The sequence below is a fragment of the Streptomyces phaeolivaceus genome, assembly GCF_009184865.1.
GTDB lineage: Bacteria > Actinomycetota > Actinomycetes > Streptomycetales > Streptomycetaceae > Streptomyces > Streptomyces phaeolivaceus.
This window is the reverse complement of sequence record NZ_CP045096.1, coordinates 2,018,292-2,043,164: the sequence shown is the minus strand read 5'-3', so window position 1 is coordinate 2,043,164 and position 24,873 is coordinate 2,018,292. Positions and strand designations below refer to the sequence as shown.

The window sequence follows — 24,873 nt, the reverse complement described above, 5'->3', positions numbered from 1 at the left end:
CATGGACGAGTTGACCGAGGTACGGCAGTTGCGTTCCGGGGCATCGGCCCCCGACCGGGCTCGCCTCGCTCCCGGCCGCGCACGGCTGCTGGACGCGGCGTGGGCCGGTGAGCGGCGCCGACGGAGGTGGGCGCGGCGGGAGTTCGTGCTCGCGGGGGTGGTGGCGGCGGTGACCACGGTGGCGGTGACGGCGTCCCTGCTGGAGGGGTTGGACGGCCCGTCGCCGAACGGGAAGCCGGCGGCGCTGACGGGCGCGGACCTGAAGGGGATGACCCCGGCCGAGTTGCTGGAGCGGGCGGCGGAGGCGGTGGAGGGGCAGCCGGCGGTCCCGGAGCCGAGGGCCGATCAGTGGATCTACCGCAAGTCGACGCTGGAGGCACCGGACGAGGAGGAGGTACAGGTCACCGGTGTGACGGCGGTCTCGCAGGAGATCTGGACGCGCTACGACGGCGGGGCCGCGGCCCAGGGGTGGCGTTCCACGGAGGACGGAAGCCTCAGGCTCCGCACCACGGAGACGCGGCAGGGGGCCCAGGGCGAGGGCGACAACCGTTCCCCGCGGGAGCTGTACCGCTTCCTGACCACCCTGCCGTCCGACGGCGAGGACGCGCTGGAGGCGATCCGGGAGGAGGACGCCCTCCCCGCGGAGAAGGGGAGTACCCAGGTCGAGCAGGACCACGCCGAGATCTCCGCCCTCCTCGACGCCGACATCAAGCCCTCCAAGGGCTTGGCCGGTCTCTACCGGGCGCTGGCCACCCTGCCCGACCTCGCCCTGGCCGACCACCTGGTCGAGGACGGCACGGGGCGCCGGGTCATCGCGTTGAGCGAGGGCACGGCTCCCGACCGGTACCGGCTGATCGACCCGGAGACGTACGACGTGCTCGGTACGCAGGACATCCGGGGCGGCAAGGTGATCGGCGGCAGCTCGCTCATCACCAGCGCCGTCGTCGACGCGGCGGGCGAGCGCGGCTGACCCCAGGTCCCTGATGACGTGCGGCCCGCCCCACGGGGGTGGCCGGGCCGCACGGCGCCGGGCCTCCGTACCGTATGTCCGTATCGTGCCCGGCACCTGAGACGCCCGTGGCGCGGGTTGGCCCGTAGCGGTCCCGGGCGGTTAGGTTGCCCTCATGACCGACACGACTGCTCCTCGTACCACCGGCGCCGTGGCCGCCGGCCTCGCCACGATCGCCACCGACGGCACCGTTCTCGACACCTGGTTCCCCGCGCCCGAACTCAAGGCCGAGCCGGGCCCCTCCGGCACCGAGCGGCTGACCGCCGAGCGGGCCGCGGAGCTGCTCGGCGGCGGCGCGACCGCCGCGATCGGTCAGGACGCGCGCCGGGGCGTCGAGGTCGTCGCGGTCCGCACGGTCATCTCCTCGCTCGACGAGAAGCCGATCGACACGCACGACGCCTATCTGCGCCTGCACCTGCTCTCCCACCGTCTGGTGAAGCCGCACGGCCAGAGCCTGGACGGCGTCTTCGGCCTCCTCGCCAACGTCGCCTGGACCTCGCTCGGCCCGGTCGCCGTCGACGACATCGAGAAGGTGCGGCTCAACGCCCGCGCCGAGGGCCTGCACCTCCAGGTGACCTCCCTCGACAAGTTCCCGCGCATGACGGACTACGTGGCCCCCAAGGGCGTCCGGATCGCCGACGCCGACCGGGTCCGCCTCGGCGCGCACCTCGCCGAGGGCACCACGGTCATGCACGAGGGCTTCGTCAACTTCAACGCGGGCACCCTCGGCACCTCGATGGTCGAGGGCCGGATCTCCGCCGGTGTCGTCGTCGGCGACGGCTCGGACATCGGCGGCGGCGCCTCCACCATGGGCACGCTCTCCGGCGGCGGCAACGTCATCATCTCCATCGGCGAGCGCTGCCTGATCGGCGCCGAGGCGGGCGTCGGCATCGCGCTCGGCGACGAGTGCGTCGTCGAGGCCGGCCTCTACGTCACCGCCGGCACCCGGGTCACCATGCCCGACGGCCAGGTCGTCAAGGCCCGCGAACTCTCCGGCGCCTCCAACATCCTCTTCCGCCGCAACTCGGTCACCGGCACGGTCGAGGCCCGCCCGAACAACGCGGTCTGGGGCGGCCTGAACGAGGTCCTGCACAGCCACAACTGACCTCGCGGCGTCTCGTACGGGTTGATCTTCGTGACCTTCGTGTGGTCCAGGCAGATGAACGGGTGGACACAGGGTCCGATCAGAAGCCGAGCCGACGAGATGAGGGGCCGAGGGATGAGGAACGACCGGGCGAGGACCGTGGCACGAGTGGTCATGGCAGGGCTGGCCACGGTGCTGCTGTGCGGGATGCAGGCCGGAGCCGCGCACGCCGACGAGACCAACAGGGCCTCGCACAACGGTCCCCGGATCGGGCTGATCAACGTCGGCCAGGTCGACGACCCGATGGAGGACGTACTGGAGCACACCCTGCTGTTCGGTGACGGATACCGCTGGGGCTGATCTCCACCGGGTGGCAGGCTCGGGGCCCGCACGCGCTTCACGCGCGTGCGGGCCCCGAGCGTTGTCCGGACCTTTTCCGACGCGGTGGCATAGCCGTGGGCCGGTCCGCGCGTCACAAGGGGCACAGGGGCGGGACACGGGGCCCGCCGGAGAAGAGAAGGTGACGATGGATGCCGCGGGGCAGGAGAGTTTCCGGGAATTCGTGGCCGGGCGGTCGTCGGCGCTGCTGAGGACGGCCGTGCTGCTGAGCGGCGGCGACCGGCACGCCGCCGAGGATCTGCTGCAGAACGCGCTGATCAAGGCCGCCGGGCGCTGGCAGCGCATCGACGAGCCCGAGGCGTACGTACGGCGGATCCTCTACCGGCAGCAGGTCAGCCGGTGGCGGCTGAAGTGGCGGCGCCGCGAACTGACCGTCGCCGAACCGCCCGAGAGCGCCGGTGACGCGGACGGGGCCGCCGGGGTGGAGCTGCGGCTCGTGATGCGCGGGGCGCTGGCCCGGCTCACCGCCCGGCAGCGGACCGTGCTCGTGCTGCGCTACTTCGAGGATCTGCCCGAGGGCGAGGTGGCCCGGATCCTCGGGTGCTCCGTCGGGACCGTACGGTCCACGACCCACCGCTCGCTCGCCCGACTGCGCGCACTCGCGCCCGAGTTGGCCGCGCTCGGTCCCGCCGTGGCCGAGCAGGAGCCGTCCCGTGACTTCTCGCCCGTGGAGGTGCGTCCGTGAACGTCGACGAACTGGTGCGTGACTCCCTGCGGGAGCAGGCCGCCGAACAGCCGCCCCTGGCGGCGGACTTCGCCGCGCGGGTGCTGACCGTCCGGCGCCGCCGCCGGACCCGCAGGCTCGCGACCGGCGCCGCGGCCACCGCCGCCGTGGTCGCCGTCGCGGTGGCCGTGCCGTTGCTGGACTCCGGCAAGGAACAGGTACGGCTCGCCACCGAGATGAACAAGAGCGACATCATCGCCCACCCCGACCAGTCGCCGCCGCGTGACCTGATCGCGGCGGGGGATGTGGCGCTGGCCGCGTACTACACCTGGGACACGGTGATCACCAAGAAGAAGGACACGGCCGTCGGGCAGCGTTCCTACTCGATCCTCGACCAGGAGACCGGCAAGTACGTCCCGGATTCCCGCTGGTCCATGGTCGCGGTCGCCCCCGGCATGCGCACCGCCGCTGTCCTGGAGAAGGACCTGCCCGCCAAGCGGATCGGGCTGCTCGACCTGCTCACCGGCGAGGTCGAGCGCTGGATCCCGGTGGACCGGGGCGTGGCGAGCGTGGAGTTCTCGTCCGACGGCACCAGGATCGTCGCCACCACCTACGGCAAGAACCCCGATCTGCTGACCAGGGCGGGCAACGACCTCGACGGTGACGGCAAGAAGAACGACTTCATGCCGGAGTGGTCCAAGTCGTACCGGACCGGCTTCTACATCGTCGACGTCGACTCCGGCGGGACCGAGTGGACCGAGCTTCCCGTGGAGGACCCGGAGAACCAGATGGGCGTCGTCAACTCCCGTCAGGACTTCTCCTTCAGCGGCGACGGCAAGCTGGTCCGCTCCGGGCTGAGCACGGAACCGTACGACCAGTACTACGACCTGAAGGGCGACAAGGTCGACAAGCCGGCCGACGAGAAGTACCTGAACTCGTGGGTGCAGGCGCGGCTCTCTCCCAACGGCAAGCTCGCGGCCGGTGATTTCGCGGGCGGCGCCAAGACCACCGCCTCCGAGATCCTCGACCCCCGCACCGGCAAGCGGCTCCACAAGATCCCCGGACAGCAACTGCTCGCCTGGGCCGACGACGAGCGGCTCGTCGCCTGGGACATCAAGGCAGGCGACAACGAGTTCCGCAACCGCCTGGTGCTCGTCACCGTCGGCAGCGACAGGACGATCCCGCTCAGCGGCGTCCGCAAGGGCAACGACGGGGCCCCCGGGCGCTGGAACGCGGTCTTCGCCACCCGCTGACCGGGCCAGCCGACCGCCCCTCTCAGGCGGTGACCAGTTCCTCGTGCGCCGCCAGCAGCCCGTCGGTCACCTCCTGACCGGCGGGCCGCAGCGGTGCCCGGACCGGGCCGCCGGGCAGGCCGAGCCGCCCCAGGAGGGCCTTCGCCGTGACGGAACCGGGCAGGCCCGAGGACATCATCAGCTCGGTGAGCGGGATCGTCCGGCGCTGGAGGCGGGCCGCCTCGGCGGTGTCGCCCGCGTCGAACGCGTCGACGACGGCCCGGAAGGCGCGGGGCGCCGCGTTCGCGACCGTGCCGATGTACCCCGACCCGCCGATCGCGTACAGCGCGAGGACGTACTCGTCGCAGCCCGTGTAGTACGCCAACTCCGTCCCGGCCAGCACCTTCTGGGTGCCGAGGAGGTCGTACGCGCAGTCCTTCACCGCCACGATCCGGGGGTGGGCCGCCAGCCGGATCATGGTCTCCGGTTCTATGCGGGTGCCGGTCCGGCCGGGGATGTCGTACAGGGCCACGGGCAGCCCCGAGGCGTCGGCGAGTGCGCGGAAGTGGGCCTCGACGGCGTCCTGCGGGGGCCTGCTGTAGTACGGCGTGACCGCCAGCAGACCGTCCGCGCCCGCCTTCTCGGCCGCCAGCGCCAGCTCCACGGTGTGGCGGGTGTCGGCGGTGCCCACCCCGGCCACGACCACCGCCCGGTGGCCGACCGCCGCGCGCACCGCGCGGATCAGCTCCGCCTTCTCCGTGTCCGTCGTCGTCGGCGACTCACCCGTCGTACCGGACAGCACCAGCCCGTCGCACCCCTCGGCCACCAGCCGGTCGGCCAGCCGCTGCGCTCCGTCGAGGTCGAGCGCGCCGGACGCGGTGAAGGGCGTGATCATCGCGCAGAGCGCGCGACCGAAGGGGGTGGGCCGGTGGGTGCGGTGGGTGAGGGTCATGAGGGTATCGTCGGCCCGATCATCGTGAAGCTCCACTTAATTCTTCTACGAGATAAGTGGTGCGTCTGCTACACGGACGGGGTCGGTTCGTCGGAGGGGGGTAGTGCGGGCCGGGCCGGGTACTCGGGCCTCCCGAACAGGTGAGGAACAGGTCAGGAGGCGGGACATGGCGACCGGTACCACCGAGTCCAGGCCCACGCGATTCGCGCGGTCCGTGCGGTCCGCGCGCCCGGCGGCGGGCGAACACGACCACCACTCCGTGGGCGAGCTGGTCGGGCAGGCCACCGAACAGCTCTCCCTGCTCGTACGACAGGAGGTCGCCCTCGCGAAGGAGGAGCTGGCCGAGAAGGGGCGGCGCGCGGGGCGTGGCGGGGGGCTCCTGGGGGCGGCCGGCGCGGTCGCCTACGTGGGGTTCATGACCCTCGCCGGGGCCGGCGTCGCGGCACTCTCCCTGGTGCTGGACGTGTGGGCCGCCGCGCTCATCGTGATGGCCGTGCTGTTCGTCATCGCGGCGGTGCTGGCGGCGGTGGGGCGCGCGCAGCTGCGGCGGGCGACCCCGCCCAGGCCGGAGCAGGCGCTGCGCGGCGTCAAGGCGGACATGGACGAGATCAAGGGAAGGGTCCGGCGATGACGCACGCATCCGGCAGGACGAACGGTTCCGTGGGCGCCAAGGGCCCCGACGAACTCCGGCGGCAGATCGAGGCGACCCGCGCCCAGCTCGGCGACACCGTCGAGGAACTGGCCGCCAAGGCCGACGTGAAGGCGAGGATGCACTCGGCGTGGGAACGGGTGCCCCGCGAGGCCGTCATCGGCGGCGCGGGCGTCGCCGTGGCGGCCACGGCCGGGGTACTGGTCTGGCGCCACTACCACTAGCTAGGGCCTGTCGTCACATTCCCGTCTGCCCCACGACGCCCGGCACGCTCCCCCACTCTCGGCTTCGCTCGACCGGGAGGTACCCCCACGACGCCGCGGGGCCGCCCTTCGGGCGACGACGGGAACTTGACGACAGGCCCTGGGACGCCTGCGCCCCGCACGGGACGCCTCCCGCCCGTCCCACCCGCCCGGCCCTTCTTGACCTGAACCTCGGTCGAGGTTGAAGGGTGGTCGGTGCACGCACCTCGCGTACCGATCATGGGAGAGCGGCATGACCCGTCGTACGGACACCCACCCCGTCCTCGATCGCCCCGGTGTCGGGGCGCCCTTCTTCAGCGCCTGGGAGGTGGGCACCCCCGAGCGGCAGCGGCGGACCGTCGACGCCATCGCCGACACCTGGGAGCGGCGGCCGTGGCCCACGGACGGGCTGTCGGGGTATTTCGTCTACGCCGCCGAGGACGGTTCCGGTCTGCTGCACTACGCGCAGTGGGCCGACGAGCAGTCCTACGAGGCCTTCGTCAAGACGCGTCGGCAGGAGCGCAACGACGCCATCGACACCGCAGTGCCCGGGATCGAGCGGGTGTGGATCGGGCGCTATCGGCGGTACCGCAGCCTCACGAGGCTCACGAGCCGCACGGTGGGCGACGGCAGCCGTGCCGTACGCGTGCCCGGGTGTGTCGTGATCGTCGACATCGAGTTCGACGGGCCGGACCCGGCACGGCAGCGCGCCTGGGTGGACGCCGTCGAGGAGGCGCTCGCCGCCGAGCCGACCCCGCATCCCGGCGGTATCTCCGCCCACTTCCACCTCGGCACCGGCGGCACCCGCGTCCTCAACTACGCCGAGTGGGAGACCGCCCAGGACCACATCGACGCCCTCGCCGCACCCGGCGACGGCATCGGCTCGACCTCGCCGCTCTGGGAGCGCGTCCAGAACTGGCCCGGCCTCAGGAGCAGCACGGTCAAGCGGTACGAGTACGCCCTCGGCCTCGTCCCCGACTGAGCCCCGAGCCGCCGACTGGGCCCGGCACCGCCTTTCCTGCCCCGTGCTTCTGGGACAACCAGTACGACGGCGCCGCCAAGCACACCGAGTTCTCTCTGCACACCCTGCGCCAGTATCTGACGCGCTTCGCGGGCCGTACGATCACCGCGTTCGCCACCTTCGACGGGCCCGAGACGGCCGGGGGCGCCGACGCGCTCACCGTCGTCGGGCGGGCGCTCGGCCTCGCCGACGACACCGCGGAAGGGGCTCGGGCCCGGGTCGAGGGGCCCGACGGGCAACTCCTCGACGCCGTCGTCGACTACCGCAACCCGTACTTCATCGGCCTGCGCACCGACGACGCCCTCATCCGCTTCTTCGGCCGCAACCACTGGGGCTACCGCGTCGGCATGAGCGTCCACGACTTCGCGCCCGGCGCCGACGCCGAGGCGGACGAGAACGCGTGGCAGGGCTGGCTGAACGGTGTGTTCAGCCAGCCCTGAGAACCACCGCCGACGGCGTCGGGGGTGTTACGGCTCGAAGCGCAGCACCTGCGGGTCGTGGTCGCTGATCTGGTCGTTGAACTCCGAGTTCGTGTGCACGCTGTCGTACTCGAACCCGTCGGCGCGCCGGACCGACCGGCTGACCAGGATCTGGTCGAGGACCTGGGTGTTGCCCTGGAAGACGTACGAGTAACGCTCGTACTTCGGCAGCGACTTGACCGCCGACCACAGGGCGCCGCCGTCCTCCAGCAGCTCGGTGGTCTCGGAGAACTCGAAGTCGTTGATGTCGCCGAGGGCGATGACGGCCGCCTTCTTGTCCTTCGCCAGGATCTGCTTGACGAAGGTGTTCACGACGGTCGCCTGAAGGTGACGCTGGGTCTCCGAGGAGCGCTTCGGCGGCTGGAACTCCGAGTGCAGCGCCTGGTCGCCGCCCTTGGACGCGAAGTGGTTCGCGATCACGAAGACGGTCTTGCCCTGGAAGGAGAACTCGCCGGCGAGCGGCTTGCGGCTGTTCGTCCAGGCGGCGTTCGCCGGGTCGACCCGGCCGGGGGAGACCGTCAGCCGTGCCTCGCCGTCCTCCTGCGTCACGCCGACGGCCGTCGTGGCGTCGCCGCCCGCGCGGTCGGTGAAGGAGACCCGCTCGGGGTTGAACAGGAAGACCTGGCGGATGTTGCCGCCGGGCTCACCGCCGTCCGCGAGGTTCACCGGGTCGATGGACCGCCACTCGTACGCCGGGCCGCCCGCCGCCTTGATCGCGTCGACCAGCTTCGTCACCGTCCGGTCGGCGGCGACCGTACCGTCGTTGGTGGCACCGTTGTTGTCCTGGATCTCCTCCAGGGCCACGATGTCGGGCGACCGCAGGTGGTGCGTGATGGCGGCGGCGTGGTCCGCGAAACTGGCGTCCGAGGGGTCCAGGTTCTCCACGTTGTACGTCGCCACCGCCAGCTCGCCGCGCGCCTGCTTGACGGTGGTCTCGCGCTCCAGGCCGCCCTGCTTCAGGGTGCCCAGCTGGTTGGCGACGAGCGTGTAGCCGCCGAACTGGTTGTAGTCCAGCGGGCCGGCCGTAGTGCCCTTCAGGGTGTCGCCGACGTTCGCCTTCGGGAAGTCTGCGACCGCGCCGAGCGACTGGATCTGGAGCCGGCCGGTGTTCTGCGAGGAGTACGAGTCGTACACCGTGCCACCGCGGCGGTTGTCGTTCTCCCGGGGCTTGACCGTGACCCACAGCTCGGTGAACGGGTCGGTCGCGCCGACCACCCGGGTGTCGGAGACCTGGACGTTCATGCCCTCCAGGGACTCGTAGTGGTCCAGGGCGTACTCGGCCGGGGCGAGCGTGAGGCCGTTGACCGAGCCGGCGGCGGCGGGGTCGCCCGCCGGGGCGTACTTCTTCGGCACGGACTTGGTGTCGATGACGGTCGCGGCCGGGACGGCGTTGCCCGAGGAGACCACCGTGATCGTCGGGCGGGTGATCTGCGTCACGGACTGGTTTCCGGACGAAGTGCCGCCCGGCACGAACTCGCCGACCGTGCCCGACACCGTCACCGCGTCGCCCACCGCGACCGTCGGCCGGGAGCTGGTGAAGACGAACACGCCCTCGCTCGTGGCCGGGTCGGCGTCGGCCCGCGTGTCCTGGATCCAGAAGCCGCGCGAACCGTAGGTGCGCACGCCCGTGACGATGCCCTCCACGCCGGTCACCTGCTGACCGACGAGCGGGGACGTCCGGGTGGTGCCCTGGATGTCGTGGATACGTATCGACTCCGCCTCGGCGGGCGAGGTCAGGACCACGGCGGACACCGTGGAGCAGATGGTGGCGACGGTCAGCGCGCCGATGCGCGCGGTTCTCTTGCTCGGCAAGGGGATCCCTCCGGGGACGTACGTGGGCGCCGGGACGAGAGTGGACGGGGGTGGAGAAGTGGGGGTGGCCTGCGACCGGTGGGGCGGTGCGACGCGCGTAGAACTCCGACTGACGCCGATGAACTTCTCGACGGACAATCGGTGAACTTCGGCGGACGCCGACGAATGCCGACGAATGCCGACGAATGCCGACGAACGCCGTTGAACGACGATGAACGACGATGGTCATGTCTGTGGGCGGCCCCGGAATCACCCCAGAGCTACCCGTGAGTTTCTACGCGCGTCAATCTCCTGCCTGGTCAGGCCAGTTGTCAAGGTTTCAGCCACACCCGACTCCTGGCAGGTACATGAACCGGGCGGCATGGGTCCAAATCCGTCTAGGCTGAGCGGCTGCGTACTCGTACGCGTATCGCTCACGGGCACCCCTTGCGAGGGCCACCCGCCACCCGCCACCAGCTGTCCCGCAGTTCCGCAGTTCCACCGATCCGCCGTTCCGTCGTTCCGAGGAGACCCCCACCGATGTCAGACAGCTCGCCACTGCCGCCGGTGCGGCTCCTCCCCGAAGCGGAGTTGGCGCGCGAGGCGCTCGCCACCCCCCTGCTCGCGCGCGCCGTACGGCTCGCCCGCTGGGCCGGGCCGGACACCCGGGTGGGCGCCGGGGGCGAACTCGTCGAGGAGCAGTTGCCCGCCGCCGCCGAGGCGCTCGGGCTCACCGGCGGGCGCGCGGAGGGAGCGGACGGCGACGGCGGCTTCGACGGCTCGGGCGGCGACGACGCGGCTGCCTCGGCCAGTGAGGCCTGGCGGGTGGCCGTCGACACCGGGCTCGTCGAGATCGTGGACGAGGAGGAGGGGACGGTCGCGGTGGGCGAGGATCTCGCGCTCCTCACCTCCGGCGGCCCGCAGGACGTGCTCGGCATCTGGCTCGCCGCCCTGGAGACCGCCCTCGCCGACGCGAGCGTGCCCGACCTCGACGGCCTGGTCGACGCCATGGACTCCGGCGGCGGGATCGACCTCTCCCAGCTGGACTGGGACCCCGAGGCCGAGGCGGAGTTCCTCGACGGGGTGCTCGGCAACCTCTACCTCCTCACCGTCAGCGAGGACGGCCCCGACGGGCCGGTGCCGCTGCCCGCGCTCGCCGCGTCGATGATCGTCCCGGACGACATGGGGGAGCCCACCAACGACGTACTGGAACAGGTCTCGGACGCGATGATGCGGCTCGACGACCAGTTCCGGGTGCTGGAGCCGATCGGGCTGGTGGAGTACCAGCCCGTGGACGAGGCGCTGATGACCGACGCGGAGGAGGCCGTGGCCGCCGCCGAGGGGGCGGGCGGGCCGGGGTCGTCGGGGTCGCCGGTGGTCGACGACACCGATGTCACGCGGTACGGCATGGTCCGGCTCACCCCGCTCGGGCTGTACGGCGTCCGGGCCCGGCTCCAGGAGGCGGGCGTGCCCGCGCCGGCGGTCGGGGACCTCGTCGACAAGGGCGCGGACGCGCTGCTGGACGGCACCGCCGGGTTCCCGCCGGCGGCGGCGCACGCCGAGACCGAGCAGTGGCTCGCGCGCCGGGAGTCGCTGGACGCGGCGCGCGAGCTGCTCGCGGCGGCGCGCGGCTCCGACCCGGGCGCCCCGCTGCGGCGGCTGCGCTGTCAGCAGGCGCTGTCACTGGTGGGGGCGGTGGCCGAGCCGGCGCTCCGGGAGGTGCTGGACGACCCCGAGCTGGGCGGGCTGGCCCGGGTGTGGCTCACCGAGCGGGGTGCCGCGGAGGTGCCCGCGCCGTCCGAGGCGATGGTCTTCTGGCTGACCATCGACACGGTGGCCGCGCAGCTCGCCGCCGAGGGGAACTCCGCGGAGCTGCGGGCGCTGGTGGAGGGGCTCGCGGCGCAGCACGGGTCGTTCTTCGCGGCGGCGTGGCGGGTGGAGCACCCTGCCACGCCGGATGTGCTGGAGGCGATGGGGAGGATCCACCCCGACAAGAGGGTGGCGAAGGAGGCCCGCAAGGCGGCGTTCAAGGCGCGGTCTCAGATGGGGCCGGGCGCGGGCGCCTGATAGCTCGGGGGTGCGGCGTTCGTCGACGGGTGCGGGTCCGGTGGGGCTTCTCGCGCAGTTCCCCGCGCCCCTAAGAGATGAAAAGCACGGGGCGTAGCCCCTGCTTTTCAGGCAAGGCCGTGAAGTTATGGGCTGATCGTCGGCGTCAAGATGTTGATGCTGAGGGTGGCTGTGTAGGTGCGTCGGTCGATATTGAGGCTTTTGTAGGCGTATCGGGACAGGGGTCGTTTCACTGCGCGGGGGCTGATGCGGAGGCGGCGGGCGGGCATGAGGTGTTCCAGGACGGTTCGGCCGATCGTCCCGACGAGGTCGATCGTGGTGCCGGCGATGATGCCCGCGGCCTGGACGATCTGGTCGCGGGCGCATCGCAGGGCAACGCTGAAGCTGGCCCGGTCCGGGTCTGTTCCGGGTGTGGCCCCTGTGGCGTCGGCGATAGCGATCCGCAGGGCCTGGTAGGCGCTCAGCAGGGCGTAGACCTCCTGGGCGATGCCGGGCGGAGTGGTGGAGCGCAGGACCCGCCGGCCCAGCATCGTTTTCTTGATCGCGAAGTAGGCGGACTCCACTTCCCACCGCTCGTGATACAGACTGACCAGGTCGGATGCCGGGTAGCGGTGGTGGTCCAGGAGGTTGGTGGCCAGCCGGTAGAGCCCGGTGCGGCGGCCCTGGCTGGTGGTGACGGTGATCTCGCATTCGATGATGCGGACCTCGAGGGCGCCGAAGCGGGAGAGGTGGGAGCCGTCGCCGAAGCGGGCCAGGACGGGAGGTTTGCGGGTGGCAGTGATGCGTGCGAGGAAGGAGGCTTCGGTGGCGGCGACGGCTGTCAGGAACGCGTTGCCCGAAAAGCCCCGGTCCAGCAGGACGATCATTCCGGCGTGCAGGGAGCGCATGAGCCGCCTGCCGTGTCCGGTCTCTCCCTGGGAGCGCGGTCCGAAGGCGGCATCCAGGATCGCCCGGGTGCCACAGGCCACCAGCGCGGTCAGGCAGATCTGCGGGTAGCCGGCAGTTCCGAACCGGTTGGACCCCTTGCCCAGACGGGCCCGGTGCGGCGGGCTGTCGGGAACGTCGAGGTAGGTGCCGTCGATCGCAACGGCCAGCAGGCCCTTGAAGCGGGCGCCGCGGGTGCGGATCACCGTGGCCGGCCCGCGCAGCAGATCGAACAGGGCCCGCATGGGCCGCACGCCCAGACGCCTGCGGGCGTCCCAGAGCCCCGCGCCGGTGATCTTCACGACCGGTATCGTCTCCAGCGCGGCGGTGAGCCTGCGCCAGACGGCCAGGTAGCCGCAGTCCTCGAACAGGGCCGCGGCCAGCAGCAGGTAGACCACCACCCGGGCGGGAATCTTCCGCAGCCGTTGCTGGACAGCACCGGTCTCGGCAAGGACCGCATCGACCATCTCGAACGGGATGATCCGGGTGAGTTCCCCCAGATGCCCCGGGGCGAACACGCCCTTGGCTACCGTGATTTCCCGCGTGATGACACACTGATCGGACAGCGGAGCCTCCGGTCCTGTGAACGGCTGTCTTGGTCGACTGCCAGTTCTACCGGGGCTCCGCTTCCCACGTTCCAAGAAGCCATAGAACCAGAGCGCACTTGCCAACGCTCCCAAAGCCCTAACTTCACGGCCTTGGCTTTTCAGGGGCGCGGGGAACTGCGCGACCCGCCCCCACTCACCCGCCCCCACTCACCCGCACCCGCCCACGCGCAGGCACTCGCGAGCCACCACGCGTTCAACCGGCGTTCAAGCGGGAGCGCGACCGTATGGCGCGACAACTCAGGGTCCGCCCCCCACGGTCAGCCCCCGCCACGCAGGAGACAGCATGCCGCTCACCCGCAGGGACTTCGCCAGACGATCCGCGGTCACCGGAGCCGGTGTCGCGCTGGCCGGCAGCGTGGGCGCACTCGCCACCGCGCCCAACGCCCTCGCGTCGACGGACTCGGACGACGACGCGTACACGGAGACCGACGACGCGGCCCACGACGGCAGCGGTGGCGGCAACGGCACCGAGCGCGGGGCGGACCGCCACGCCGGCGTCGGCTACGGCCCGCTCCTGCCGGACCCCAAGGGCATCCTGGCGCTGCCCGCCGGATTCAAGTACCGGATCATCACCCACAGCGGGAAGACGAAGCTGGAGTCGGGCGAGTTCACCCCGGGCAAGCACGACGGCACCGCCGCCTTCCCCGGCCCCCGGGGCACCACCCTCCTCGTCAACAACCATGAGCTGAAGGGCCCCCGGGCCAACTGGGAGTTCCCGGTGCCGCTCACCGAGGGCCTCGTCTACGACCCCGCCGCGGCCGGCGGCTGCACGGTGGTCGAGGTCCGCCCCGACGGACGCGTCGCCGAGTGGGTCGGCATCGCCGGCACCTCCACCAACTGCGCGGGCGGCAGCACCCCGTGGAACACCTGGCTCACCTGCGAGGAGAACTCCGACCGGGCCGGCGTCAACGGCATGACCAAGGACCACGGCTACGTCTTCGAGGTCGACCCCTGCGACCGCCGCGCCAACCGCGCCCCGAAGCCGCTGAAGTTCTTCGGCCGCTACGACCACGAGGCCGTCGTCATCGACCCCAGGCGCGGCCACGCCTACCTCACCGAGGACGCGGCGGCCCCCAACGGCCTCTTCTTCCGCTGGACCCCGCCCAAGGGCTTCACCCACGGCCCCGGCCGCTTCCGTACCCTCGCCGACGACGCGGGCGTCCTCCAGGCCCCTCGCTGCTACGACTCCGGCGGCCGGTTCGTCGACGACCTCTCCCGCGCCACGAGGATCGGCACGGTGTACGGGGTCGACTGGATCGACGTCCCCGACCGCGACGCGAAGACCGTCGCCGTGCGCAAGCAGTTCACCGACACCGAGATCACCCGCGCCCGCAAGCTGGAGGGCATGTGGTGGGGCGACGGCGGCGCGTACATCGTCTCCTCGTACGCCCGTGACGAGAGCCCCGTGCACCACGACGGCCAGGTCTGGTTCCACGACCCCAAGCGCCGCACCCTCACCCTGAAGGTCCTGCTCGGCGTCAACCCGGACCCGTCCGTCGACGGCGCCCTCGACGGCCCCGACAACATCACGGTCTCCCCGTACGGCGGCATCGTCCTCGCCGAGGACGGCGAGGGCGTCTCGCATCTGTTCGGCGCCACCGACAGCGGCCGTACGTACCCGATCGCCCGCAACGACCTCGCGCTGACATCGGCTGCTACCGCAGCGGGCGGCATCGAGGAAGCCCCGGAGTACAGCGAGTTCGCCGGAGTCACCTTCTCGCCCGACGGCCGGACCCTTTACGCGAACATCCAGACCCCGGGAATCCTGCTCGCGATCACCGGACCGTGGAAGCGGCAGAAGCGGTAATTAATTCAATGGCCCGTCGCGCGGCGCGCCTCCTAGAGTGAAGCCTGTCCAGGTGCGAAGGCAGGACCTACTTCCTCTGCTAAGGGGCGTGCGCGGGTTCGAGTCCCGCCACCGGCACCAACACGCCGGTGTAGCTCAGGGGTGAGAGCTGCCATGTCGGTTCCGCCGAATTCGATCTCTGGACACCCAAAGCTTCACGCACCTCCCGGTGCGTTCTTTCGATCTCGGGAGGCGCGGCAGATGGTGGGTGCCCGGTGCGCAGGCAGCGGATACTTCGGGAACTGGTGGGGGTGACTCCTCATGCGGGTTCGAATCCCGTCATCGACCCAGGGTCGGTGTGGCGGAACGGAAGACGCGCCAGTTATGAGCACCGCCGCCGAATTCGACCTCGGGCACCTTCCTTTTGCCGCGCCTCCCCCCGAACACGGAAACCGGAAACGGAATTCGGGGGAATTCGTCATGGCGCGATTCAACACGAAGGCAGGCAAGGCACAGCCCACCTCGCGGGTCACCTCGACGGGGCGTGTGCTCCGTACCCACGAGGGCGGCCGAGGCCGTGAGCGGGACGAGCGCTCGGAACTGTTCCTGCTCTCCCTCGCCAACTTCGTCGCGCAGAAGACCTTCTACGAGAGCGGCGAGGACCGGGACGGCCGGTTCGCCGCACTCGTGCGCCGGCTCGCCGTCACCGACCCGGCGTGGACGGCCGGCCTGCTCGGCTGGCTGCGCGGCGAGGGCAACCTCCGTACCGCCTCGATCGTGGGCGCCGCCGAGTATGTGAAGGCGCGCCTCGACGCGGGCGTCACCGACGGGCCCACCAACCGCCAGGTCGTCGACTCGGTGCTGCGGCGCCCGGACGAGCCCGGTGAACTGCTCGCCTACTGGACCTCGCGCTACGGCCGCACCCTCCCCAAGCCGGTGAAGCGGGGCGTCGCCGACGCCGTACGACGCCTCTACACCCCCAGGTCGCTGCTGAAGTACGACACCCCGTCCAAGGGCTACCGCTTCGGCGACATCCTGAACCTGGTGCACGCGGCGCCGGACCCGGACAAGCCGTGGCAGGGCGACCTGTTCCAGTACGCCCTCGACCGGCGCCACAACCCGGACACGGCCGTCGTACCCCGGTCGCTGCCCGTGCTCGCGGCCCATCGCGACCTGATGGAGCTGCGGCCCGCCAAGCGGCGCAAGGTCGTCACCGGTGCGGGCGGCGCCCGGCGCCTCGCGGACGCGGGCATCACCTGGGAGGCGCTCGCGGGCTGGCTGCGGGGACCGATGGACAAGGCGGCGTGGGAGGCCGTCATCCCGTCCATGGGTGTCATGGCCCTGACCAGGAACCTGGGCAACTTCGACCGGGCGGGTGTCTCCGACGAGGTCGCCACGCAGGTGGCGGCACGGATCAGCGATCCGGCGGAGGTCGCGCGGTCGCGGCAGTTCCCGTTCCGCTACCTCTCGGCGTACCGCCACGCGCCCTCGCTGCGCTGGGCGTACCCGCTGGAGCGGGCGCTCGGCCACTCGCTGGCCAATGTGCCCGCGCTGCCCGGCCGGACCCTGGTCCTGGTCGACCGCTCGGGCTCGATGTTCTGCTCGCATCTGACCGACCGCTCGCAGCTCAGCTACGCGGACGCGGCGGCGATCTTCGGCTCGGCGCTCGCGCTGCGGGCGGCGGACGCGGATCTCGTCGAGTTCGGGAGCACGAGCCGGGTGGTGCGGTTCGGCGCGGGCGAGTCCGTGCTGAAGATCATCGAGCGGTTCGGCGACCTGGGCGGCACCGACACCACCGAGGCCGTCCGCCGCCACTACCGGGGGCACGACCGGGTGCTGATCGTCACCGACGAGCAGGCCTCCTACAGCCACCACGGCGACCCGACCGCGCAGGTCCCGGCCGCCGTGCCGGTCTACACCTGGAACCTCGCCGGCCACCGGGCGGCCCACGGCCCCTCCGGCAAGGGCGACCGCCACACCTTCGGCGGCCTCTCGGACGCGGCCTTCCGGATGGTGCCGCTGCTGGAGGCCGCCCGGGACGCCCACTGGCCGTGGGCCCACGGACGGGGCTGACGGCCGGGAGCGAACGACGGGGGTTGAACGACGGGGGTTGAACGACGGGGGTGAGTGTGGCCCGTATCCCAGTAGGGGTGCGGGCCACACTCTTGTTCGGGATCCGTACTGACATCTAACATTTCAGTTCATGGAGGCCATACGACCGGTCAGCCGCACCCTTCTCAGGGACCGCGCCTACCGCGCCATCCGGGACGCCATCGTGGCCGGGGAGATCGAGCCCGGCGCGGTGGTGCGCGACGCCGAGTTCGCCGAGCTGCTGGGGCTGTCGCGGGCGCCGGTGCGGGAGGCGTTCTCGCGGCTGGTGGACGAAGGGCTGCTGGAGAGCAAGCCGCAGAGCTACACCCGGGTCACCCCCGTCGTCGCCGCCGATGTGCGGGACGCCGCCGCGGTGGTCGGCGCGATGCACGAGCTGGCCACCCGGACCGCCGTGCCCCGGCTGTTCGCCGCGGACGTCGAGACGATGCGCTCGGCCAACGAGCGGTTCGCGGCGGCCGTCGGCTCGGGCGACGTGGACGCCGCCCTGGTCGCCGACGACGAACTCCACGACGTCCTCGTCCGGGTGAGCGGCAACCGCGCCGCCGCCGCGACCATCGCCCGCTACACCCCGCTCATCCGCCGCCTGGAGCGCCGGCGCTTCGGCGAGGGCGGCAACTGCCGTTCGGCCGGACTGCACGACCAGCTGATCGAGGCCTGCGCGGCCGGCGCCACGGACGAGGCCGTCCGGGTCACGGCGGAGATCTGGCGCGGCCTGGCCGCACTCGTCGACGAGCCGGACGACGAGCCGAGCGGTGGGTTGGATGGCGAGCTTGGCGCTGGGCCGGACGATGAGCCGAGCCGTGGGCTGGATGGCCGGCCGAGCGACGGACCGGCCGAACACCCCGCCGCCGCCCAGCCGCCCGCCACCGCTCAGCCTCCCGCCGCCCGGCCCCCCATCGACGCCCCCGTGCCCGAAGCGGGCCACTGACCCTTCCCCGCCCGCCCGCCCGCCCCGCGCCCCGTCCCCGCCCCACTCCACCCCGGGAGGACCCGTGTCCCTTTCTTCCTTCGCGCGCTACCCGCTCCTCTTCGGGCCCTCGCCGGTCCACCGGCTGGAGCGGCTGACCGCGCACCTCGGCGGCGCCACCGTCTGGGCCAAGCGCGAGGACTGCAACTCCGGTATCGCGTACGGCGGCAACAAGACCCGCAAGCTGGAGTACCTGGTCGCCGACGCGCTCGCCCAGGGCTGCGACACCCTCGTCTCCATCGGCGGGGTGCAGTCCAACCACACCCGCCAGGTCGCCGCCGTCGCCGCCCGCGCCGGGCTCAAGTGCGTGCTGGTACAGGAGAGTTGGGTCGACTGGCCGGACGCCGTGTACGACAAGGTCGGCAACATCCTGATCAGCAGGCTGGCCGGCGCCGACGTCCGACTCGTCCGGGCCGGCTTCGGCATCGGCTTCAAGGAGAGCTGGGAGCTGGCCCTCAGGGAGGTCGAGGAGCGCGGCGGCAAGCCGTACGCCATCCCGGCCGGCGCCTCCGACCACCCCCTCGGCGGCCTCGGCTTCGCCGGCTGGGCGTATGAAGTCGCCGAGCAGGAGCGGGAGTTGGATGTCTTCTTCGACACGGTGATCGTGTGCTCGGTGACCGGCTCGACCCAGGCCGGCATGGTCGCCGGGTTCGCGGCGCTGGAGGAGGCCGGCGGACGGCCGCGCCGGGTGATCGGCATCGACGCCTCCGCCAAGCCGGCCACCACCCGCGAGCAGGTCGCCCGCATCGCCCACAACACCGGCCAACTCATCGGCCTCAAGCGGGAGTTGACGGTGGACGACGTGGAACTGGACGAGCGCTACCACGCCGGGATCTACGGCGTCCCGGACGACGCCACCCTCGTCGCCATGCAACTCGCCGCACGCACCGAGGGCATGGTCACCGACCCCGTCTACGAGGGCAAGTCCATGGCCGGGATGGTCGACCTGGTCGAGCGCGGCGAGATCGGCCCGGAGTCCACGGTCCTCTACGCCCACCTCGGCGGCCAGCCCGCGCTGAACGCGTACAGCGGGGTCATCCAGTGACAACGGGCGCGGCACTTTGCCGCGTGAGGCGGCGGCGGACGCCATGAAGATCCGATCGCTCTCCGGCGAAGCCGGACCAGTACGCTGCCCCCATGATTCGCGCTGTGGTCTTCGATGTCGGTGAATGCCTCGTCGACGAGACACGGGAGTACGGCACTTGGGCGGACTGGCTCGGTGTACCTCGGCACACCTTCGCCGCGATGTTCGGCGCGGTCGTCGCTCAGGGGCGGGACTACCGTGAGACGTTCCAGGAGTTCCGGCCCGGCTTCGACCTGCACGAAGAGCGGGAGAATCGTGCGGTCGCAGGGCAGCCGGAGCACTTCGGTGAGGAGGACCTGTACCCCGATGTCCGTCCGGCGTTCGCCCAACTGCGGGCGGACGGGCTGTGGCTGGGCATCGCGGGCAACCAGACCGTGCGCGCCGGCGGTCTGCTGCGCGGGCTGTTCACGGACGATGTGGATCTGATCGGCACGTCGGACGACTGGGGTGCCTCGAAGCCGGATCCGGAGTTCTTCGTCCGTGTCGCCGAGGCGGTCCCCTTCGCGCCCCACGAGATCCTCTACGTCGGTGACCGCGTCGACAACGACCTGCGGCCCGGGGCAGAGGCGGGGATGCACACGGCGCTCGTACGCCGTGGTCCGTGGGCGACGATCCAGTGGCACACCGAAGAAGCCGAGAAGCTCCCCACCTTCCGTGTGGAGAGTCTTCTCGAACTGCCCGCTCTGATCGCCGACTTCAACGAGTGAGCGCACTGACCGTCGTGGCCCAGCCGAACAGCCGGTCGTCGAGGTCACGGACGCACGTCTCGTGCTGATGCGGGGCGAGTGAGCGGCGTACGTCGCGGACGCGGTCCAGGCCCGTCGCGTACCAGGTGCGTTCGAGCTGATCGAGCGCGCGGAGCGCGTATCCGCAGGCGGCTTCCGGGTTGTCGGCCGCGGCCTCCACCGCGGCCAGGTCGCCGAGGACGACGGTGCTCTGTTTCTCCTCACTCGGGTCCAGTTCGTCGAGGGCGTGGAGCAGGGTGGCGCGGGCCTGCGGAAGATGACCGGCCAGCAGTTGGGTGTTGCCCTTGAACGCGGCCAGACGGGCCGGGCCGAACCAGTCGAGCCACTCCGGCACGGTGTGCGCGTTGCCGTCGGCGAGGACGGTCTCGGCGTGGCCGATGAGATGCAGCGCGGTACGGGTGTTGCCGCACCGCGTCTCGCACTCCGCCTCGACGGCGTCCAGCCAGGCGAGCAACTCGGCGGGGGCAGGTCCGCGACGGGCGTATGTGCGGGCCGCGACCATGCGCTCCACCGCTGCGTCGCGCTCACCCGCCCAGGCCGGGATGAAGGCCGTGTGGGCGAGGACCGCAGCGCCGAGCAGGGCGTCGTCCGCCTCGCCCGCCGCCTGCAGCGCGCGCAGCAGGGTCTGCTGGGCGCGGTCGGCGTCGCAGAGGTCGAAGAACTCGATGCGACCGGCGAGGAGCCGGCTCTCGGCGAGCGCGGTCGCGACGGCGCGACGGGTTTCCCCGGCGGTCTCCGGGAGGAGGGCACAGCCGAGGGCGGCGTGCGCGACGGAGGCGGAGTGCAGTGTGGCCGGTGCGACGGACCAGTACAGACGCCGGTGAGCGCGGGTGACCGCCGAGAAGTCGAGGGCGACTGACGACGGTTGGATGACGACGGCCCGGGTGGGTACGGCAGTGAGGCCGACGGCCGCCGCTGTGGCCGCCGGCCGCGCACGTCTGCCGCTGTCGGTGCGTACGCCGGGCGGCGGGGTGAAGCCGAGCGATTCCATGTCCTGGCCGAGGAGGTGTGCGAGGTTCCGTCCCACCTCGGCCTGGGGCCAGGGCGGGGAGCTGGACTCCCAGCGGCGGACCTGCCGCACGCCGACGTGGAGGGCTCCGGCCAGAGCCTCCTGAGAGTGGTACCCGGCGGCGATCCGCGCGGACTTGAGCCGGGTGTTGCCTGCGGTCTTGGCCACCATCCACCTCCGTGTCGGACACGCTGTCAGTGTCACCGTCAGAGTTACTGCAGGTCCTCAGTCTGACTTCCCGTCACCCTCAAGAGCTAGAGAAAGTCCTATTCCTTGCCGTTAAGAGTCCTTCTGAAGTCCTGGGAAAGGGGGGAAAGTAGGGCCAGCCTTGTATGCGTTCATCCCTCGACGCCAAGGAGTTCCGATGCCCACTGCCGTCCTGGAGACTTGTTTCCCCCAGCGGAGGGCGTTGTGACGACGGAGGAGAGGAAGCCGGCCATCTGCGGCGGCTTCGAGTGGGACGCCGAACCGGGCCAGGTTCGCCACCTCGCCGCCACCGAGGCAGCGTTCTGGGACACCTATGACAAGGCCCTTGAACACGCCGCCTCATGCCTCGCCTGCCGGACTCGCCGGGACGAGGACGGTGTGTCGCAGGGCATGTGCTCGGCGGGTGACCGGCTGCTGAGAGACCACCGGCGCGCCCGGCGCCGCGCCCGAACCGAAGCCCGGAGGGATGCCGTATGAGCCGGATCTACGGACGCTGCCAGGAGCCGATCAAGGTCGGTGAGCCGTACGACGAGTTCATCCCCGCCTCCGGGAGCGCGCCCACCGTGCGGCTGCATCGACAGGTATGCGTGAGGGCACCGCATCAGTCGGCTCCGGTCGTGAGACGCCGCTGGGGTTCCGGCGTGTGACCCTCCTGAGCGTGTCACGGTGACATGCTGTGCCGCCCGAGAGGCGTTGTGCCACTGGGGCGGCAGCCAGCCATTGATATGCCGTCTGGCCTGGGCTCTTGTGCTACAGCGCCTGGGCCGCCGGCTTCACCATCCCCCTGACCGTGCGGGACTTCACGAAGTCGCCGATCGCGGTCATCTCCCACTCGCCGGAGAACTGCTTGATCAGTTTGGCCATCATCACGCCGGTCTGGGCCTCGGCGTTGGTGAGGTCGAAGCGGACGAGTTCCTCGCCGCTCGCGGCGTCGATGAGACGGCAGTAGGCCTTGGCGACCTCGGTGAACTTCTGGCCGGAGAAGGAGTTGACGGTGAAGACCAGGCCGGTGACCTCCTGGGGGAGCCGTCCGAGGTCGACCACGATGACCTCGTCGTCGCCGCCGCCCTCACCCGTGAGGTTGTCGCCGGAGTGCTTGATCGCGCCGTTCACGATCGAGAGCTTGCCGAAGTAGCAGCTGTCGATGTGGTTGCGCTGCGGGCCGTACGCGATGACCGAGGCGTCCAGGTCGATGTCCTTGCCCCGGTACGCCGGCTCCCAGCCGAGGCCCATCTTGACCTGGGAGAGCAGCGGGCGTCCGCCCTTGACCAGGGAGACCGTCTGGTTCTTCTGGAGGCTGACGCGGCCCTTGTCCAGGTTGATCTTGCCGGCGCCGGGGGCGGGGGCGGGAGGGGCAGGGGGTGCCGGGGGTGCCGCGACCTGCGGGGCCGGCGGGGGCTGCACCGCGGGGGGCGGCGGAGTCACGGGACGCACGGGGGTCGTCGGAGGCGGGGTCGGGGCGGGGTCCTCCACCGAGACGCCGTAGTCCGTGGCGATGCCCGCGAGGCCGTTCGCGTACCCCTGGCCCACCGCGCGGGCCTTCCACGCGCCGTTGCGCAGATAGATCTCCACGATCACCAGGGCCGTCTCCGGGCCCAGGCGCGGCGGGGTGAACGAGGAGATCACCGAGCCGTCCGCCGCGTTGCGGATCGTCGCCGTCGGCTCGATGCCCTGGAACGACTGGCCCGCCGCGTCCGGGCTCGCCGTGACGACGATCTTCTCGATGCCCGGCGGGACGGCCGTCGTGTCCACCGTGATCGAGTCGGGCGCCGTACCGCCGCCGGAGCGGTACGTCACTCCCGGGCCGGTCGGCTGGTTGTAGAAGATGAAGTCGTCGTCCGAGCGCACCTTGCCGTCGGCGGTGAGCAGCAGGCCCGATACGTCGAGCCGCACGGGCGCGGCGACGTCCACCGCGACGTGGGTGACGGGCAGCGGGATGTTCGAGCCGGGGGTCATAGCGGTCATGCCGGGTGAACGATCCGGGCCGCTTTACCGTTCCCTTACCAGCGCCCGCCGGGCCGCCGTTCGGGTCAGCGTCGGTTCAGTGGCGGTTCAGCGGCGGTTGCGGGGGTGTTCCCGGGCCGTGCGCTCGTTGCCCCGCCGGTAGTTCCCGGTCCAGCGGGCCATCACCAGCTGCGGGTCGCCCACCGCAACCTCGGCGAGGAACCGGGTGGCCCGCGGCCCGCGCAGCGTCGTGGCCGGGTGGCCGTGATGGCCGATCGTCACCGTGCCGTCGGCGTGCTCGATGCAGGTGAATCCGTGGGGGCGTGGCATGCCCCGGATGGTAGGCGCGCGGAGGGCGCCGGCCCACCGAATATCGCAGGTCACCGAAGACCGGCGGCCCGCCTCTCCCCGCTCCCCGCCCCTCACCCCCAGAAACGCGCCAGCGCCCCCTCCTTGTACGGGGCCGGTGACACGCTCAGTTCGCCGGAGAACGGGCGGTCCAGGCTCAGCCTCAGCAGGGTCGGGAGGGAGGACTGGGCCAGGGGCAGGCGGGCGCGGCGCTCCGCGACCACCTCGTCGAGATGGGCCGCGGCCTTGGCGTGGTACGTCTTGTGGGACTCGGCGGTCGGCTCGTAGGACTGAAGTGCCCGGTACACGCCGCGGAGGGCCTGTTGCGCGACCGATGGTGCCCGTCCCTGACCGTTTCGTCGTGCCGGGGCCCGTCGCGGACCTGGGGCGGCGGGGGGATCGGGCAACGGGCGTGCCCGAACACGGGAGCGGGCGGGCCCGTTCGGTGCCCGCCCGCTCCTTCTCGTACGCCGTACGGCCCTCGTTTCCCGCACGACGTACGAATCCCTGGTGTTTCCCGGTACGGCCGGTGTCCGTCAGTACGGCCAGATCGGCGGGTCGCTCACGAAGTGGCCGCCGAGGTGGGCGTGGGCCACGTTGTCCGGGTCCAGTTCGCCCTGCTCGGCGATCAGTTTCTCCGCGTACGGCTCGGAGTCGTCCCGAGGTTCGTAGCCGAGGGCGCGGGCGGAGGAGAGGTCCCACCACAGGCGGGTGTTGGCGGAGGAGCCGTAGACGATCGTGTGGCCGACGTGCTCGGCGGTCAGGGCCGCGTGGAAGAGGCGGGCGCCGTCGGCCGGGCTCATCCAGAGGGAGAGCATGCGGACGCTGGTGGGCTCGGGGAAGCAGGAGCCGATGCGTACGGAGACCGTCTCCAGGCCGTGCTTGTCCCAGTAGAGCTGGGCCAGGTCCTCGCCGAAGGACTTGGACAGGCCGTAGAAGGTGTCGGGGCGGTGCGGGGTGTCGACCGGGATCAGCGGGTCCTCGCCCTGCGGGCGGGGGGTGAAGCCCACCGCGTGGTTGGAGGAGGCGAAGACGATCCGGGGGACGCCCTCCGCGCGGGCGGCCTCGTACAGGTTGTACGTCCCCTCGATGTTCGCCCGGAGGATCTTGTCGAAGGAGGCTTCCAGGGAGATGCCCGCGAGGTGGATGATCGCGTCGACGCCCCGCACGGCCTCGCGCAGGGCGTCCCTGTCGGCGAGGTCGGCCGTGACCGCGTCCGGCGCGCCCTCGACGGGCAGCAGATCCAGCAGGCGCAGCTCGTAGCCGTATGCCGGGAGCAGCTCCCGCATCAGGGTGCCGAGGCCGCCGGCGGCGCCGGTGAGCAGAACGGTGCGGGGAGCGGGCATCCGTGGATCTCCTTGCATCGCCATGGCCGTCGCCCGCGCCGACCGTGCACATGGGCGTCCGACATTCACATTCATGGACACGCTAAGGAGTGCGGTCCGCGTGCGTCAAGTGTGACGTGGCGGCGGGAAAACGCTGGTGCGGTGGGGGTTGCCCGGCTTGACCGGCCGCAAGGGGGCGCCTTAGCGTGCTTCTGTTCAGAAAT

The 24,873-nt window shown here is 71.5% G+C and carries 21 protein-coding genes and 3 pseudogenes; 16 read left to right on the top strand and 8 right to left on the bottom strand.

Annotation, left to right across the window (positions count from 1 at the left end; all coding sequences use genetic code 11):
- Position 1: 1 nt before the first annotated feature.
- The 5 genes from F9278_RS09645 to F9278_RS09625 all read left to right on the top strand — a co-directional run bounded on the left by F9278_RS09645 (position 2) and on the right by F9278_RS09625 (position 4,409).
- Positions 2–970: a CU044_5270 family protein gene (locus F9278_RS09645; protein WP_152167932.1), complete on the top strand. Its 969-nt coding sequence runs from the start codon at positions 2–4 to the stop codon at positions 968–970.
- A 154-nt stretch (positions 971–1,124) separates the two neighbouring features.
- Positions 1,125–2,114: a 2,3,4,5-tetrahydropyridine-2,6-dicarboxylate N-succinyltransferase gene (gene dapD / locus F9278_RS09640; protein ID WP_152167931.1), complete on the top strand. Its 990-nt coding sequence runs from the start codon at positions 1,125–1,127 to the stop codon at positions 2,112–2,114.
- 114 nt (positions 2,115–2,228) lie between these two features.
- Positions 2,229–2,453, top strand: coding sequence for a hypothetical protein (locus tag F9278_RS09635; RefSeq protein ID WP_152167930.1), 225 nt, complete (start codon positions 2,229–2,231; stop codon positions 2,451–2,453).
- A 166-nt stretch (positions 2,454–2,619) separates the two neighbouring features.
- Complete coding sequence (locus F9278_RS09630; protein WP_152173774.1) at positions 2,620–3,177, top strand: SigE family RNA polymerase sigma factor; 558 nt, start codon at positions 2,620–2,622, stop codon at positions 3,175–3,177.
- Positions 3,174–4,409 carry a WD40 repeat domain-containing protein gene (locus F9278_RS09625; RefSeq protein WP_152167929.1) on the top strand — a complete coding sequence of 412 codons (1,236 nt, stop codon included), beginning with the start codon at positions 3,174–3,176 and terminating at the stop codon, positions 4,407–4,409. The genes F9278_RS09630 and F9278_RS09625 overlap by 4 nt, the downstream gene beginning before the upstream one ends.
- Before the next feature lie 22 nt (positions 4,410–4,431).
- Here the strand turns inward: F9278_RS09625 and dapA are convergent, their stop codons facing one another.
- A complete protein-coding gene (gene dapA, locus F9278_RS09620; protein ID WP_193241415.1) occupies positions 4,432–5,340 on the bottom strand; it encodes a 4-hydroxy-tetrahydrodipicolinate synthase in 909 nt (302 codons plus the stop codon).
- Between the two features lie 166 nt (positions 5,341–5,506).
- On the opposite strand from dapA, the gene F9278_RS09615 reads away from it, so the two are divergent.
- The 4 genes and pseudogenes from F9278_RS09615 to F9278_RS09600 form a co-directional block, all read left to right on the top strand.
- Entirely contained in the window at positions 5,507–5,971 is a 465-nt protein-coding gene (locus F9278_RS09615; RefSeq protein WP_152167927.1) for a phage holin family protein, read from the top strand.
- Positions 5,968–6,108, top strand: a pseudogene (locus tag F9278_RS48665) (DUF3618 domain-containing protein); the annotation flags it as partial. The gene F9278_RS09615 and the pseudogene F9278_RS48665, both read left to right, overlap by 4 nt.
- A 376-nt stretch (positions 6,109–6,484) precedes the next feature.
- Entirely contained in the window at positions 6,485–7,213 is a 729-nt protein-coding gene (locus F9278_RS09605; protein WP_152167925.1) for an antibiotic biosynthesis monooxygenase, read from the top strand.
- Between the two features lie 50 nt (positions 7,214–7,263).
- Positions 7,264–7,692 (top strand): annotated as a pseudogene (locus F9278_RS09600) (SRPBCC domain-containing protein); the annotation flags it as partial.
- Between the two features lie 27 nt (positions 7,693–7,719).
- Here F9278_RS09600 and F9278_RS09595 read toward each other — a convergent pair.
- Positions 7,720–9,543, bottom strand: coding sequence for an endonuclease/exonuclease/phosphatase family protein (locus tag F9278_RS09595; RefSeq protein WP_152167924.1), 1,824 nt, complete (start codon positions 9,541–9,543; stop codon positions 7,720–7,722).
- A 519-nt stretch (positions 9,544–10,062) separates the two neighbouring features.
- Here F9278_RS09595 and F9278_RS09590 point away from each other — a divergent pair.
- Positions 10,063–11,589, top strand: coding sequence for a hypothetical protein (locus F9278_RS09590; protein ID WP_152167923.1), 1,527 nt, complete (start codon positions 10,063–10,065; stop codon positions 11,587–11,589).
- Between the two features lie 125 nt (positions 11,590–11,714).
- Here the strand turns inward: F9278_RS09590 and F9278_RS09585 are convergent, their stop codons facing one another.
- Positions 11,715–13,031: an IS4 family transposase gene (locus F9278_RS09585; protein WP_193241414.1), complete on the bottom strand. Its 1,317-nt coding sequence runs from the start codon at positions 13,029–13,031 to the stop codon at positions 11,715–11,717.
- A gap of 373 nt (positions 13,032–13,404) precedes the next feature.
- On the opposite strand from F9278_RS09585, the gene F9278_RS09580 reads away from it, so the two are divergent.
- The 5 genes and pseudogenes from F9278_RS09580 (at position 13,405) to F9278_RS09560 (ending at position 19,777) form a co-directional block, all read left to right on the top strand.
- Positions 13,405–14,928: an alkaline phosphatase PhoX gene (locus F9278_RS09580; RefSeq protein WP_152167922.1), complete on the top strand. Its 1,524-nt coding sequence runs from the start codon at positions 13,405–13,407 to the stop codon at positions 14,926–14,928.
- Positions 14,929–15,387: 459 nt separating this feature from the next.
- Positions 15,388–16,980, top strand: coding sequence for a TROVE domain-containing protein (locus F9278_RS09575; protein WP_152167921.1), 1,593 nt, complete (start codon positions 15,388–15,390; stop codon positions 16,978–16,980).
- A 130-nt stretch (positions 16,981–17,110) separates the two neighbouring features.
- Positions 17,111–17,749, top strand: a pseudogene (locus tag F9278_RS09570) (GntR family transcriptional regulator); the annotation flags it as partial.
- Between the two features lie 262 nt (positions 17,750–18,011).
- The gene (locus tag F9278_RS09565) at positions 18,012–19,031 is read left to right on the top strand and encodes a 1-aminocyclopropane-1-carboxylate deaminase (protein ID WP_152167920.1); all 1,020 of its coding nucleotides are present in this window, start codon (positions 18,012–18,014) and stop codon (positions 19,029–19,031) included.
- A gap of 92 nt (positions 19,032–19,123) precedes the next feature.
- Positions 19,124–19,777 carry an HAD family hydrolase gene (locus tag F9278_RS09560; protein ID WP_152167919.1) on the top strand — a complete coding sequence of 218 codons (654 nt, stop codon included), beginning with the start codon at positions 19,124–19,126 and terminating at the stop codon, positions 19,775–19,777.
- Here the strand turns inward: F9278_RS09560 and F9278_RS09555 are convergent.
- Positions 19,767–20,993 carry a helix-turn-helix transcriptional regulator gene (locus F9278_RS09555; RefSeq protein WP_152173772.1) on the bottom strand — a complete coding sequence of 409 codons (1,227 nt, stop codon included), beginning with the start codon at positions 20,991–20,993 and terminating at the stop codon, positions 19,767–19,769. The genes F9278_RS09560 and F9278_RS09555 overlap by 11 nt on opposite strands.
- A gap of 243 nt (positions 20,994–21,236) precedes the next feature.
- On the opposite strand from F9278_RS09555, the gene F9278_RS09550 reads away from it, so the two are divergent.
- Positions 21,237–21,509 (top strand): hypothetical protein, encoded by a 273-nt coding sequence (locus F9278_RS09550; protein WP_226966682.1) that lies wholly within the window; start codon positions 21,237–21,239, stop codon positions 21,507–21,509.
- A 273-nt stretch (positions 21,510–21,782) separates the two neighbouring features.
- On the opposite strand, the gene F9278_RS09545 is transcribed toward F9278_RS09550, so the two are convergent.
- The 4 genes from F9278_RS09545 to F9278_RS09530 form a co-directional block, all read right to left on the bottom strand.
- On the bottom strand, positions 21,783–22,988 hold the full coding sequence (locus F9278_RS09545; RefSeq protein ID WP_193241982.1) for a TerD family protein: 1,206 nt from the start codon (positions 22,986–22,988) through the stop codon (positions 21,783–21,785).
- A gap of 96 nt (positions 22,989–23,084) precedes the next feature.
- Entirely contained in the window at positions 23,085–23,306 is a 222-nt protein-coding gene (locus F9278_RS09540; protein ID WP_152167917.1) for a hypothetical protein, read from the bottom strand.
- Between the two features lie 92 nt (positions 23,307–23,398).
- Positions 23,399–23,632, bottom strand: coding sequence for a hypothetical protein (locus tag F9278_RS09535; RefSeq protein WP_152167916.1), 234 nt, complete (start codon positions 23,630–23,632; stop codon positions 23,399–23,401).
- A gap of 228 nt (positions 23,633–23,860) precedes the next feature.
- On the bottom strand, positions 23,861–24,670 hold the full coding sequence (locus tag F9278_RS09530) for an NAD-dependent epimerase/dehydratase family protein (protein ID WP_152167915.1): 810 nt from the start codon (positions 24,668–24,670) through the stop codon (positions 23,861–23,863).
- Between the last annotated feature and the right edge of the window lie 203 nt (positions 24,671–24,873).

Bases quoted from the DNA above. Each gene is read 5' to 3' on its own strand.
- F9278_RS09645 (WP_152167932.1), top strand. From the start codon at position 2: ATGGACGAGTTGACCGAGGTACGGCAGTTGCGTTCCGGGGCATCGGCC.
- dapD (WP_152167931.1), top strand. From the start codon at position 1,125: ATGACCGACACGACTGCTCCTCGTACCACCGGCGCCGTGGCCGCCGGC.
- F9278_RS09635 (WP_152167930.1), top strand. From the start codon at position 2,229: ATGAGGAACGACCGGGCGAGGACCGTGGCACGAGTGGTCATGGCAGGG.
- F9278_RS09630 (WP_152173774.1), top strand. From the start codon at position 2,620: ATGGATGCCGCGGGGCAGGAGAGTTTCCGGGAATTCGTGGCCGGGCGG.
- dapA (WP_193241415.1), bottom strand. From the start codon at position 5,340: ATGACCCTCACCCACCGCACCCACCGGCCCACCCCCTTCGGTCGCGCG.
- F9278_RS09615 (WP_152167927.1), top strand. From the start codon at position 5,507: ATGGCGACCGGTACCACCGAGTCCAGGCCCACGCGATTCGCGCGGTCC.
- F9278_RS09605 (WP_152167925.1), top strand. From the start codon at position 6,485: ATGACCCGTCGTACGGACACCCACCCCGTCCTCGATCGCCCCGGTGTC.
- F9278_RS09590 (WP_152167923.1), top strand. From the start codon at position 10,063: ATGTCAGACAGCTCGCCACTGCCGCCGGTGCGGCTCCTCCCCGAAGCG.
- F9278_RS09580 (WP_152167922.1), top strand. From the start codon at position 13,405: ATGCCGCTCACCCGCAGGGACTTCGCCAGACGATCCGCGGTCACCGGA.
- F9278_RS09575 (WP_152167921.1), top strand. From the start codon at position 15,388: ATGGCGCGATTCAACACGAAGGCAGGCAAGGCACAGCCCACCTCGCGG.
- F9278_RS09560 (WP_152167919.1), top strand. From the start codon at position 19,124: ATGATTCGCGCTGTGGTCTTCGATGTCGGTGAATGCCTCGTCGACGAG.
- F9278_RS09545 (WP_193241982.1), bottom strand. From the start codon at position 22,988: ATGACCCCCGGCTCGAACATCCCGCTGCCCGTCACCCACGTCGCGGTG.
- F9278_RS09540 (WP_152167917.1), bottom strand. From the start codon at position 23,306: ATGCCACGCCCCCACGGATTCACCTGCATCGAGCACGCCGACGGCACG.
- F9278_RS09530 (WP_152167915.1), bottom strand. From the start codon at position 24,670: ATGCCCGCTCCCCGCACCGTTCTGCTCACCGGCGCCGCCGGCGGCCTC.